The sequence below is a fragment of the Rossellomorea vietnamensis genome, from assembly GCF_008180615.1.
GTDB lineage: Bacteria > Bacillota > Bacilli > Bacillales > Bacillaceae_B > Rossellomorea > Rossellomorea vietnamensis_D.
Window position 1 is genome coordinate 51,647 of record NZ_VTEH01000022.1, and the last position, 12,441, is coordinate 64,087.

The following is a 12,441-nucleotide window of genomic DNA, read 5'->3' on the forward strand; positions in this document are numbered from 1 at the left end:
TCTTAAATGGCATACAGAAAGTTAGGACGTACTAGCGCTCAACGTAAAGCAATGCTTCGCGATTTGGCTACTGACCTAATCATCAACGAACGTATCGAAACAACAGAAGCTCGTGCAAAAGAACTTCGCTCAGTTGTTGAGAAAATGATCACATTAGGAAAACGTGGTGACTTGCATGCACGTCGTCAAGCGTCAAGCTTCATCCGTCATGAAGTAGCTAACGCTGAAGAGAACCAAGATGCAGTTCAAAAGTTGTTCGCTGACATCGCTGGCCGCTACACCGAGCGTCAAGGCGGATACACTCGTATCATGAAGCTTGGACCTCGTCGTGGTGACGGTGCTCCAATGGTTATCATTGAGCTAGTATAATTTCATCATACACAAACGAGGGCAGGACAGTTATTTTGTTAACTGCTTCTAGCCCTTTTTGTTTACACCCTGGTCAATACACAAAAAGCAGAGCGTTATGATGGGCATTCTCAGAAATGACCCGTCTAGCTCCATGCACCTCTTCCAGCTTCTACTTGATAGAAGTCCGTTCCTGCAGTGAACAAGACAGCCGAGGCTGTTTTTGGAACGAGGTGCAGGCTTTTTTTTGTATTGGGGACCTTTTTAGCATGGGCATCGCCATTAAAAGCAGTATCCCCATTTACGTTTACACCGAAATTAGAAGAGAATAGAATGAGCTTAGAAGAGATTAGAGGAGGGATCACTATGACAGAACGCATTTCAATAGAGAACGTGAGCTACCGTTATAATGATCAAGAAGGATATGCTTTAAAGGATATATCCTTAAAAGTATATGATTCAGAATGGCTGGCTATTGTCGGACATAATGGTTCCGGCAAATCGACATTGGCCAAGATGCTTAATGGATTGCTGTTTCCTGAAGAAGGGACCGTGATGATTGATGGCATCTCCTTGACTGAAGAAAGTGTCTGGGATATCAGAGCAAAGGTTGGAATGGTTTTTCAAAATCCCGATAACCAATTTGTCGGTACTACCGTTGAAGATGATGTGGCTTTTGGTTTAGAAAATCACGGAATCGCCCAGGATGTCATGGCAGATAGAGTCCTTGGTGCACTTAAGCTGGTCAATATGAGTGATTTTCTTAATCAAGAACCTCACCACCTTTCTGGAGGACAGAAACAGCGTGTGGCAATTGCCGGTGTTGTTGCCTTAAGACCTGACATCATTATACTGGATGAAGCCACCTCTATGCTGGATCCCCAGGGAAGGCAGGAAGTTCTTTCAACGATACGTGAGCTAAAAGAAAACAGCCGCCTTACTGTCATTTCGATTACCCATGACTTGGAGGAGGCAGCAAAGGCCGACAGGATGGTCGTATTGAATAAGGGAGAGGTTTTCAAAGAAGGAACTCCTTTGGAAATCTTCAAACTGGATGAAGAATTAACTGCTTTGGGGCTGGACATCCCCTTTCCCGGCAGGATAGCAAAAGCGTTGAGAAATAAGGGAATCTCCCTTGCAGATACTTATTTGACTCAAGAAGAATTGGTGAGGGATTTATGGACATATCACTCGAAAAAGTAGAATACCGTTATTCCGCAGGCACCCCTTTTGAGAAGCTGGCACTTAAGGACCTCAACCTCCTACTGCCTTCAAAGAAGTATACAGCGGTCATAGGGCATACCGGTTCGGGAAAATCAACTCTCCTACAGCACTTGAATGCTCTACTGAAACCGACAGCAGGAAAAGTAGTCATAGGAGAATATGAAATAACTCCAAAAAAGAAAAATAAACAATTAAAGCCAATCAGGAAACGCGTAGGTATCGTATTCCAATTTCCTGAGCATCAGCTGTTTGAAGAAACCGTATTAAAAGATATATGCTACGGCCCCCTTAACTTTGGTGTCTCACAGGAAGAGGCAGAAAGAAGAGCGAAGGAATTAATCCAGATTGTAGGCATGAATGAGGACGTACTAGAGCGCTCTCCTTTTGATCTTTCAGGAGGACAAAAAAGAAGAGTCGCCATCGCCGGCGTCCTGGCGATGGAGCCGGACGTACTGGTGCTTGATGAGCCGACAGCAGGCCTTGATCCAAGAGGGAGAACAGAGATCATGGATATGTTCCATAGGATCCATGAAGAAAAAGGGCTGACGACCGTACTCGTCACACACAGTATGGAGGACGCTGCTCAGTATGCGGATGAGATCGTCATTATGCAAAAAGGCAGGCTTGTGGGGAAAGGGTCGCCTCAAGATATTTTCTCCAAGCCGGAATGGTTGTTTTCACTTGGGCTGGATGTGCCGGAAGTGGTGAAATTCCAATATAGTATGGAGCAGAAGCTTGGAATGAAATTCAGTAAGACATGTCTGACCATCGAAGAACTGGCTGCCGAAATGGAAGCCATCTCAGAAAGCGGTGAACGGTCGTGATGGATAAAATGATATTTGGCCGTTATATACCGAGTGATTCATTTGTACACCGAATGGATCCCCGTTCTAAATTAATTTTTATTTTTGCATTTATATGTATAGTTTTTCTTGCGAATAATGCTGTCACCTATGCAGTGCTGGGAGCTTTCACGCTGAGTGCCATGCTCTCAGTAAAGGTCCCGCTGAAGTTTCTCCTTGGGGGACTGAAGCCGGTGATGTGGCTCGTGCTGTTTACTTTCCTTCTTCATATCTTTTTTACCCAAGAGGGTGAGGTCCTGGCAGACTTCGGCTTTATCAAAATTTATGAAGAGGGCCTCAGGCAGGCCATATTCATTTCTTTAAGGTTCACCTATTTAATCATTGTGACAACCCTATTAACGCTTACCACCTCGCCCATCTCCATTACGGACGGTCTCGAGACACTGCTAAACCCGTTGAAAAAGATCAGGTTCCCGGTGCATGAGATGGCCCTGATGATGAGTATATCCCTCCGCTTCATTCCTACCCTTATGGAAGAAACGGACAAGATCATCAAGGCTCAGACGGCCAGAGGAGCTGAACTGGCCACAGGACCGGTTAAAGAGAGGATCAAGTCCATAGTACCCCTGTTAATTCCGTTGTTCGTAGGTGCGTTCAAACGGGCAGAGGATCTGGCGACGGCCATGGAAGCCAGAGGATATAAGGGCGGCGAAGGCAGGACGAAATACCGGGTTTTGAAATGGACAGGAACCGACACGGCTGTCCTTGGGTCCCTCGTCGTACTGGCCGCTGTCCTGCTGGTATTACGAGGATAATGGGAGTGTTTCTATGCAGCGAATAAAATGTACAGTGGCCTATGACGGTTCCCCATTTGCAGGCTATCAAGTACAGCCGGGGAAACGTACGGTCCAGCTCGAAATTGAAAAGGCTTTGAGCAGCATCCATAAAGGGGAAGAGTTGAGAATTACGGCCTCTGGAAGAACAGATGCCGGAGTCCATGCTAAGGGGCAGGTTTTTCACTTTGATACAAAGCTCTCTATTCCCGAAGACAAGTGGCCTGCTGTGCTGAACAGCAAGCTGCCACCGGAAATCGTGGTCCGTTCAGCAGAAATGGTTCCGCAAGATTTTCATGCCCGTTTTTCGGCAGTGAAAAAAGAGTACCGGTATTCTGTTTACCGTACTAGAACAGCAGATCCTTTTAAAAGGAACTTCGCCTTGCACTACCCGTTCCACCTGAATTTAGAAGAAATGCAGAAGGCAGCGGAGCATTTAATAGGTGAACATGACTTTACCAGTTTCTGTTCTGCCAAGACGGATGTGGAAGATAAGGTCAGGACACTATACAAAATCGATATAAGCGAAAAGGAAGATGAACTAACTTTTGCGTATACCGGGAATGGCTTCCTCTACAATATGGTCCGGATCCTGTCCGGCACCTTGCTGGATGTGGGAAGGGGCAGGTACAGTGCGGAAGAGGCGGCCGCCATGCTTAAGGCAAGAGACCGCAGTGCAGCAGGGAAAACAGCTGCTCCTCAAGGGCTGTATTTGTGGAAGGTTTTTTACTGAGGGTCTTGTAAAATGGTTAGCTTCTCCTCTTTGCAAAGAAGGAAAACCGTATTCTCTGCACCTGAAAATTCTTGACTGAACAGAGGATTTAGAAAAGCTTTTATACTTTTTTTCTAAAACAACTAATCCAGGTGTAACATTCCCTTGACATCCCGGCGTGAACAAGATATTATAACATATGGTATGTTATTAACCCCACGATAAGCCCCGGAATCTTATTGTGATTAAAGATATATACTATCGGAACTTAAATGATTTATGAATGATAAATATTAGGAGGGTAACTCATGCGTACGACATATATGGCAAAAGCTAATGAAATCGAACGTAAGTGGTTCGTTGTTGACGCTGAAGGCAAGACTCTTGGTCGCCTTTCCAGCGAAGTAGCAGCAATCTTACGTGGTAAACACAAACCAACTTTCACACCACACGTTGACACTGGTGATCACGTGATCATCATTAATGCATCTAAAATCGAATTGACAGGTAAGAAACTTACCGACAAAATTTACTACCGTCACAGCCAGCACCCAGGCGGTTTGAAATCCCGTACAGCTCTTGAAATGCGTACAAACTACTCAGAAAAAATGCTTGAACTTGGAATTAAAGGTATGCTTCCAAAAGGATCTTTAGGCCGTCAAATGTTCAAGAAATTGCATGTTTTCGCAGGCGCTGAGCACACGCACCAAGCACAACAACCAGAAGTTTACGAACTTCGTGGATAATTAATAAGAGGAGGTTATTATCTTGGCACAAGTTCAATATTACGGAACTGGTCGTCGTAAGAGCTCAGTAGCTCGCGTACGTTTAGTACCAGGTAACGGAAAAATCGTTATTAATGATCGTGAAGTAGAAAACTACATCCCATTCGAAGCACTACGTGAGGTTATCAAACAACCTCTAGTTGCAACTGAAACTGTTGGCAACTACGATGTATTGGTAAACGTTAATGGTGGAGGATACACTGGCCAAGCTGGTGCAATCCGTCACGGTATCGCCCGTGCATTGCTTCAAGCTGATCCTGAATACCGCGGAACTCTTAAGCGTGCAGGATTACTGACTCGTGACGCTCGTATGAAAGAACGTAAAAAATACGGTCTTAAAGGCGCTCGTCGTGCACCTCAGTTCTCAAAACGTTAATATTTATTATCGTTCGATCCCAGCTGGTTTATCCAGCTGGGATTTTTTGTGTTCAGTTTGATGCTGCTATGGTTAAATAGGCCGTGAAATTGGTGAATAAGATATGAAGCTTGATGGCCCGCTGGTATTTATCTTCCAGTGGGCCTGTTAATGGAGCATAAGTTTGCTTCCGATTTCTTGAAAACCTTTAATGCCTCTGAAAATCAATAAAGCAGGATCACCAGCCAGAATTGGAAACCATTGCTCGAATGAAGTACACTTTTAAGCAAAAAATACGTTCAAAGGGAGGGAAGAGCTTTGAGCGTTATTACTTCATTCAATTCTAAGAGAAGAGAGAAGCAGGTACAGCATGAAAGAAAGCTGCTGCGGGAAATCTCGATAAAGATGCTTCAAGAAAGTGTCCGGAAGCATTTTGGACAGATGAAAGTACAGGGCGGGGTCTTGATGCAGCAGGGCTTTGATGAAGCCTGTTTCGATGTGGCGATAGAAGCCTACTTGCTTGGCGGGAAGTTAAGCAAGTTTGGATATGGCGGTGAGACTGAAGAAGATGTTCAGAATCGGTGCAAATCTGAGATGAAACATTATATTGATACTCTATATAACTTTTGGCTTTATTGGTCAGAGATTGGTGTTTCCAACGCAGTGGATGAATCCTTTTACTACAGTTGTGAGCACTTTGTTGAAACCTGGTGGAGTGAAGGATACAGAAATGGCATCAAGAGACATAAGATGAGAATGCATTAATTTTATTCCGGCAGTTCTAAAATCACCCCTTGTCCCATATTTTTTATAGAGATGGGGGAGGGGAATGGAATGAACAATAAGCTGAAGATGATAGGGTTTGCCGGAGTAGTCATCATCCTATTTTTTATATTTCAGTATAAACTGCTGGACACGAATACTTGGGAATCGTGGAACCTGCCTTTATCAGGAAAGATCATTTATCTGGACCCAGGGCACGGTGGAGCAGATGGGGGCGCGGACAGCGGAGAAGGAAACGCCAAAGTGTATGAAAAGGATATTGCTTTTAATGTAGCTGTGATGTTGCGGGATTACTTCCAAGAGCAAGGGGCACTTGTGATTTTGACGAGAGAGGAAGACCGCGATCTTGCTCCAGAAGGAATGAAAGGATATAGCCGCAGAAAAACGGAAGACCTCAAAAAACGGCTGGATCTCATCAATTCCTCTAATGCGGATCTTTATCTGAGCATACATTTGAACTCCATCCCTTCCGGCAGGTGGAGCGGGGCACAGACCTTTTATAATCCGAAGTTCAAGGAAAATAAAGAGGTGGCAACCTCCATACAGTCAGAGCTGATCAGGAACCTCGAAAATACGAAGAGAGAAGCAAAAGGAATCCAGAATGTGTATCTTGTTAAACACATCAACAAGCCAGGTGCACTGGTGGAGATCGGATTTCTTTCCAATCCAGGTGAAAAGGCTAATCTCATGACTGAAAAATACCAGCAAAAAGTGGCAGCCTCTATATATGAAGGAGTCCTAAAGTATTATGATGAGAAAACTGACGAGGAATAATCCTCTCAGTTTTTTTATTGGGCACCTAAGCATATCTGTTAATCGGTGTACCTTTTCTGCAGGCTGGTAGAGGAAGTGTTGGTTGGTACTGTCCCGTCGGTTGAGTGGATACATGACTGAGGGCGTTTTGTCTGAGATATGTCTTCAAGTGGTTTGAGTGGATACATGAGTGAGGAGTTTTAATCGGAGATATGTCATCAAGCGGTTCAAGTGGATACATGAGTGAGGGTGTTTTGTCTGAGATATGTCCTCAAGTGGTTTGAGTGGATACATGAGTGAGGAGTTTTAATCGGAGATATGTTCCCAAGAGGCTCGAGTGGATAAATGAGTGAGGGCGTTTTGTCTGAGATATGTCTTCAAGTGGTTTGAGTGAATACATGAGTGAGGAGTTTTAATCGGAGATATGTCCCCAAGAGGCTCGAGTGGATACATGAGTAAGGAGTTTTAGTCGGACTCAAGCGGTTCAGGTGGATACATGAGTGAGGGTGTTTTATTGGAGATATGTCCCCAAGAGGCTCGAGTGGATACATGAGTAAGGAGTTTTAGTCGGAAATATGTCATCAAGCGGTTCAAGTGGGTACATGAGTGAGTGTGTTTTGTCTGAGATATGTCTTCAAGTGGTTTGCGTGGATACATGAGTGAGGAGTTTTAATCGGAGATATGTCCCCAAGAGGCTCGAGTGGATACAGAGGAGTTTTAGTCGGAGATATGTCATCAAGCGGTTCAAGTGGGTACATGAGTGAGTGTGTTTTGTCTGAGATATGTCTTCAAGTGGTTTGCGTGGATACATGAGTGAGGGTGTTTTGTCTGAGATATGTCCTCAAGTGGTTTGCGTGGATACATGAGTGAGGGCGTTTTGTCTGAGATATGTCTTCAAGTGGTTTGCGTGGATACATGAGTGAGGGCGTTTTGTCTGAGATTCCACAAGGCTGCAATCGAAACATTAGTGAGCGGCTTAAATCTGAGAGGCGTACCCATACAGTTCAATAGGCTAAATGATGTGTGTATGTTTATCACCTCAGCTATGTCTCCGCCCTGTGGTGTGTATGCAAGGGTAAGTCTGTGTATTGCAAGTCAAGCTGTTTTTAAAAGAGTCAGGTTATTTCGATGATATTACTCCCGGTTAATGAACAGATGATAAATATCCAGAAATAAATGCTCATACTGACTGTCGTCATCACACGAATTTATGTAATTTTCTCCCTTCAAGCTGTTAGACAATTCAATAGAATTAGAATATGTTATACTGAAAAAGAATGTAAACGAATTCAGGATTAAAGGAAGGTGTAAAGAATGTTAACAGAACAACAAGTGAGAGATTTATTATATAAAATTAAAGATCCTTTCTTACATAAAACACTCGAGGAAACCAACGGTGTTGTTGAAGTTAGTGTAAAAGAAGAGAAAAGCCATGTCAGCGTGAAGGTAGCGATTGCGAAGACGGGGACTGCTGAACAGATGAAGATGCAGCAGGAAATCGTCAAGATACTAAAAGAAAATGGTGCTGAAACGGTTGGTATTCGTTTTGCTGACCTTTCGCCAGAAGAGCTTGAAAAACATAGAGGAGCACAACCTGAAGCTGGTGGGGAATCCGGCAGCCTGCTTTCACCTGGAAGCAAGACAACCTTTATCGCTATCGCGAGCGGAAAAGGCGGCGTTGGAAAATCAACTGTTGCCGTAAATCTTGCTGTTTCATTGGCCCGTGCAGGCAAAAAGGTGGGACTGGTTGATGCTGATATCTATGGATTCAGTGTTCCGGACATGATGGGGATTGTGAAGAGGCCTGTTGTCAGAGGTGAAAAAATCATTCCAGTTGAAAGATTCGGAGTGAAGGTAATATCCATGGGATTCTTTGTGGAAGACAACGCTCCAGTTATTTGGAGAGGACCGATGCTTGGCAAGATGCTCAATAACTTCTTTGGCGAAGTAGAGTGGGGAGAACTGGATTACCTGCTGCTGGATCTGCCGCCGGGAACAGGAGATGTAGCTCTTGATATTCATACGATGCTTCCGCAGTGTAAAGAAATCATTGTAACCACTCCTCACCCTACAGCGGCTTTCGTTGCTGCGCGTGCAGGGGCAATGGCCTTAAGCACTGATCATGAAATCCTGGGTGTTATTGAAAATATGTCTTACTTCGAGAGCAAAACGACCGGAGAGAGAGAATATGTCTTTGGAAGGGGAGGCGGCGAGAAGCTATCTGAAGAATTAAGAACAGAGCTTCTTGGGCAACTTCCTCTTCAACAGCCGGACTGGGATGAAGATGACTTTGCGCCATCTGTGTACGATGTGGACCACCGTATAGGTAAAGTCTATGGAGACATCGCCCACAAAGTGATTAACTTGCTTTCTTAGAGCAAAAAAAGAGCGGTGAACTTATATGGTTCACTGCTCTTTTTATATTGCGAAAAGGGTTTAAGCTCCGCCTTCACCGCCGGATTCTTCGGAACCTCCGCCGCCTCCGGATTCACCTCCGCCGCTTTCGCCCCCGCCTTCTTGACCCTGCTCTCCGCCCTGGCCTTTCATTTCCCCGGCTGCTTTAAGCAGGATATCTTGAATCTTGGCTTTGAATAATGGGCTTTCAAAAGTTTCGGTTACAACCTGCTGCAGGTGTTCTCTGTATTCCTTGCTCTTCAGTGTTTCCCCGATTTCCTTTTGAATTTCTGGATCCTTAAGAATATCCATGACCATTCCCTGGTACTCTGGATCTTTCATGAGATCTTTTAAAAGCTTTTCATTTTCAGTTTTCATGCTCTTAGCCATCTGTTCAGCAAATTTAGGATCTTCAAAGGACTTTTTCCAAAATTCGCTTCCTTTTTCTGAAGTAAGAGTCGTGACAATGGTCTCTTTTACGACACTTTCATCCATGATCAGCTGCTGTTTCACTTTTTCATCCGTCATGATTTCCTGAATCGCTTTCTTCCCATCATCTGTTTTTAGTATATCAACAACCATTTTCTTGGTCTCGTCGTAGTCAGGCTGGCTGGCGCTTGCTTGTCCGCCTCCGCCGCCGCATGCAGATAGTATGAGGAGCGGCAGCAGTACCAATAGTAAGGATAGTTTTTTCATTTTAAAGCCCCTTTCACTTCAAAATATCCCTACAATTAATATGAGTTAAACGAAAAAAAATATACCCTAAGGAAAAGTTGGTGTGGATTTTTCAAATGCTCGTTTGGTACAATCAAAGAAGTGCAAAAAATTGTAATGGAGGCATTTTCTAAGTGACTATCCGGAATTGGATTCGATTATTCTTCTCCACGCTTATGATAGGTGGACTTGTTACTGGTATTTCAGGATTAATTTTAAGATGGGACGAATTTGCTCCCTGGTTCAGCGACTTTGAATTAGGCAAAGTCATCTCTGTGTTTTTATGGCTGGTTGTGGTCGGCTTTACGTTTAGTGTCATCAGCCAAATGGGCTTTTTTGCATATTTGACGATTCATCAATTCGGAATGGGGATGTTCCGGTCTTTCTGGAAAACGGTCCAGATCGTGATCACCCTTTTTGTACTTTTTGATTTGATCTATTTCCGCTTCGATGGTTTTATGGTAAATGGCGAAATCAAGCCGTCTTATATCATCTTGTTTTCATTAATTCTTGTGACAGGGCTGGTTGTGGCTTATCTAAAGAACAAGCAGTCTGGGCAAAATACATTTGTTTCCGCGATTTTCTTCATGGTGGTAGTTACCGTGCTTGAATGGCTTCCGGTTCTGCAGGCAAAAGAAAGCAAATGGCTTTTTCTAATGCTGTTTGCTTTGCTGGCGTGTAATGCTTATCAGCTGCTGGCACTTCCGAAGTTCAATAGAAGGTCTGAAGAAGAGAGAAAAAGTAAAAAGTAAAAAGAGGACTGATCCGATTGCCGGGTCAGTCCCTCTTTTTTTAGGAAAGAAAGTTTAAACATGATGTATTAGGTAAAGACAGCGGCTCTTATCCAGACCGCTTGTTGCCCCTTGGAATATTTGCCTGTCGGAGCTGACCAAGGCGCTTACGCTTTTGTTCCGTCTAGCTGCAGCGCCAAGCCCCTCGGGGTCAAATAACCCAAAGAGAATAAAAGGAAAGAGCGCCTTTTTTTCTCTTTGGAACATTTGCCTGTCGGAGCTGACCAAGGCGCTTACGCTTTTGTTCTTATGGTATTAACGTTGTCTTTGTGTTCCCATTCGCGATCATTTCAGACACACTTATGAAATCACCTTTTGATTTGAGCGATTTAACAATTTCCGGCAGGGCCTTTTCCGTCTGTTTAGCAGAATCAGAAGCGTGAAGGAGGACGATGTCCCCTTTCTTAGCAGCAGAAACATTCTCTACAATTTGCTCAACTCCAGGATTTGTCCAGTCCTGGGAATTCACACTCCAGTGAACGACTGTATATCCCAGTTTATCTGCTATAGATATAACCCTTTTATCAAAATGGCCGGTCGGCATCCTGAGAAGCTTTACATCTTTAACATTAAGCTTCGTAAAGACCTCTTGTGCTTTCTGTAAATCCTGAACCACCTTTGCGTCTTCCATATCACTGTAATCTTTATAAGCATATCCCAGGCTGCCGATTTCATATCCCTGCTTGTTGATCTTCTCAACAATATCCGGGTGTCTTTCTGCCCAAGCACCTGATAAAAAGAAGGTAGCTGATTGAACTCCCTGTTTTTCAAGTTCATCAAGAATCGGCTCTGCTTTCTCATCGCCCCATCCTACATTGAATGTAAGCGAAACACCTTTATCCCCTTTATATATGGCCTTGGGTCCATCATCTGTCGAAAAGACAGGTAAAGCAGAAAGACTTCCTGTAAAAATAAATAGAGCGGTGAAGAATGATATAACCAGAATAAGAATGCCTTGTTTAACTTTTCGGCCATTTAATGTGTAAAAAACATTCATACTATCCCTCCAAGAGACGATTTCCTAATTTAACATATGCATGTCCGAAGAAAAAATATTACAGAAAAAGTGAAATGGTGATTATAAATTGGGCTCTTTTGGAAAAAACTACAAGTACAACATAGAAGGGGTGAATGTTTTGCTGGGCTTCCTTATAAATGAAAGAGAGAGACAGGAAATTGAATATTTGTTAAAGAGAGAAATGGATGAAATACTATTTGATTTAAAAGATTCCAGGATCGATCACATAGTAAAAAGAGCTATGGATGAGAGATATAAAATTTTATTCACTTTATTTAAAAGGGTTGCCTCGAAAAAAGAATGCCTTAAATACATGAAGACTACGAAAGTTCAGCAGGAAAGATAGAATAACGGGATTAGAACTGGACAAGCCTGGGTCAATAATTTTTTTGTGAAGAACCGTTGACTTTCAATCGGTATCCTGATATATTATTAAACGTCGCTGTTTTACGGCAGTGACTCACAAAAAACATCTTTAAAAACTTCAAAAAAGTTGTTGACTCAACTTGTTGAAAGTGGTAAGATAATTAAGTCGCCAAAAACGAGCGGCGCAGATTGAACCTTGAAAACTGAACAAAACAAACAAAACGTCAACGTAAATCTAGTAAGGACATGTTTCTTACAAAGTTGCTAATACTTTAAAAATAGCAAATGAGCAAGTCAAACTTCTTTCGGAGAGTTTGATCCTGGCTCAGGACGAACGCTGGCGGCGTGCCTAATACATGCAAGTCGAGCGGATTGACGGGAGCTTGCTCCCTGAAATCAGCGGCGGACGGGTGAGTAACACGTGGGTAACCTGCCTGTAAGACTGGGATAACTCCGGGAAACCGGGGCTAATACCGGATAGTTCTTTTCCTCGCATGAGGAAAAGTGGAAAGGCGGCTTCGGCTGCCACTTACAGATGGACCCGCGGCGCATTAGCTAGTTG

14 protein-coding genes and 1 rRNA gene are annotated in these 12,441 nt (G+C 43.6%); 13 read left to right on the forward strand and 2 right to left on the reverse strand.

Going from position 1 to position 12,441, the window contains the following annotated elements; genetic code table 11:
• Positions 1-6 precede the first annotated feature (6 nt).
• The 10 genes from rplQ to FZC79_RS20575 all read left to right on the forward strand — a co-directional run bounded on the left by rplQ (position 7) and on the right by FZC79_RS20575 (position 8,972).
• The gene (rplQ, locus tag FZC79_RS20530; protein WP_148941952.1) at positions 7-369 is read left to right on the forward strand and encodes a 50S ribosomal protein L17; all 363 of its coding nucleotides are present in this window, start codon (positions 7-9) and stop codon (positions 367-369) included.
• Between the two features lie 345 nt (positions 370-714).
• Positions 715-1,551, forward strand: a complete 837-nt coding sequence (locus FZC79_RS20535; RefSeq protein ID WP_148948548.1) for an energy-coupling factor ABC transporter ATP-binding protein — start codon at positions 715-717, stop codon at positions 1,549-1,551.
• The gene (locus FZC79_RS20540; RefSeq protein WP_148948549.1) at positions 1,527-2,396 is read left to right on the forward strand and encodes an energy-coupling factor ABC transporter ATP-binding protein; all 870 of its coding nucleotides are present in this window, start codon (positions 1,527-1,529) and stop codon (positions 2,394-2,396) included. The genes FZC79_RS20535 and FZC79_RS20540 overlap by 25 nt, the downstream gene beginning before the upstream one ends.
• Positions 2,393-3,190, forward strand: coding sequence for an energy-coupling factor transporter transmembrane component T family protein (locus tag FZC79_RS20545; protein WP_148948550.1), 798 nt, complete (start codon positions 2,393-2,395; stop codon positions 3,188-3,190). Before FZC79_RS20540 ends, FZC79_RS20545 begins: the two co-directional genes overlap by 4 nt.
• Positions 3,191-3,203: 13 nt before the next feature.
• Complete coding sequence (gene truA, locus FZC79_RS20550) at positions 3,204-3,941, forward strand: tRNA pseudouridine(38-40) synthase TruA (protein WP_148948551.1); 738 nt, start codon at positions 3,204-3,206, stop codon at positions 3,939-3,941.
• A 287-nt stretch (positions 3,942-4,228) separates the two neighbouring features.
• Positions 4,229-4,666 carry a 50S ribosomal protein L13 gene (gene rplM / locus FZC79_RS20555; RefSeq protein ID WP_113929787.1) on the forward strand — a complete coding sequence of 146 codons (438 nt, stop codon included), beginning with the start codon at positions 4,229-4,231 and terminating at the stop codon, positions 4,664-4,666.
• A gap of 22 nt (positions 4,667-4,688) precedes the next feature.
• A complete protein-coding gene (gene rpsI / locus FZC79_RS20560) occupies positions 4,689-5,081 on the forward strand; it encodes a 30S ribosomal protein S9 (RefSeq protein ID WP_006838393.1) in 393 nt (130 codons plus the stop codon).
• Between the two features lie 297 nt (positions 5,082-5,378).
• Complete coding sequence (locus FZC79_RS20565) at positions 5,379-5,825, forward strand: DUF2521 family protein (protein ID WP_148948552.1); 447 nt, start codon at positions 5,379-5,381, stop codon at positions 5,823-5,825.
• Between the two features lie 69 nt (positions 5,826-5,894).
• On the forward strand, positions 5,895-6,617 hold the full coding sequence (gene cwlD / locus FZC79_RS20570; protein WP_148948553.1) for an N-acetylmuramoyl-L-alanine amidase CwlD: 723 nt from the start codon (positions 5,895-5,897) through the stop codon (positions 6,615-6,617).
• A 1,293-nt stretch (positions 6,618-7,910) separates the two neighbouring features.
• A complete protein-coding gene (locus FZC79_RS20575) occupies positions 7,911-8,972 on the forward strand; it encodes a P-loop NTPase (RefSeq protein WP_148948554.1) in 1,062 nt (353 codons plus the stop codon).
• A 60-nt stretch (positions 8,973-9,032) separates the two neighbouring features.
• Here FZC79_RS20575 and gerD read toward each other — a convergent pair whose 3' ends face one another.
• Complete coding sequence (gerD, locus tag FZC79_RS20580; RefSeq protein WP_148948555.1) at positions 9,033-9,686, reverse strand: spore germination lipoprotein GerD; 654 nt, start codon at positions 9,684-9,686, stop codon at positions 9,033-9,035.
• 152 nt (positions 9,687-9,838) lie between these two features.
• Here gerD and FZC79_RS20585 point away from each other — a divergent pair, with 152 nt between their 5' ends.
• Complete coding sequence (locus FZC79_RS20585) at positions 9,839-10,456, forward strand: KinB-signaling pathway activation protein (RefSeq protein WP_148948556.1); 618 nt, start codon at positions 9,839-9,841, stop codon at positions 10,454-10,456.
• A 286-nt stretch (positions 10,457-10,742) separates the two neighbouring features.
• Here FZC79_RS20585 and pdaB read toward each other — a convergent pair whose 3' ends face one another.
• Positions 10,743-11,492, reverse strand: coding sequence for a polysaccharide deacetylase family sporulation protein PdaB (gene pdaB, locus FZC79_RS20595; protein ID WP_148948557.1), 750 nt, complete (start codon positions 11,490-11,492; stop codon positions 10,743-10,745).
• A gap of 139 nt (positions 11,493-11,631) precedes the next feature.
• Between pdaB and FZC79_RS20600 the strand changes: the two genes are divergently transcribed.
• Both FZC79_RS20600 and FZC79_RS20605 read left to right on the forward strand, forming a co-directional pair.
• Complete coding sequence (locus FZC79_RS20600) at positions 11,632-11,859, forward strand: hypothetical protein (RefSeq protein WP_148941965.1); 228 nt, start codon at positions 11,632-11,634, stop codon at positions 11,857-11,859.
• A 322-nt stretch (positions 11,860-12,181) separates the two neighbouring features.
• Positions 12,182-12,441 (forward strand): 16S ribosomal RNA (locus FZC79_RS20605); the annotation flags it as partial.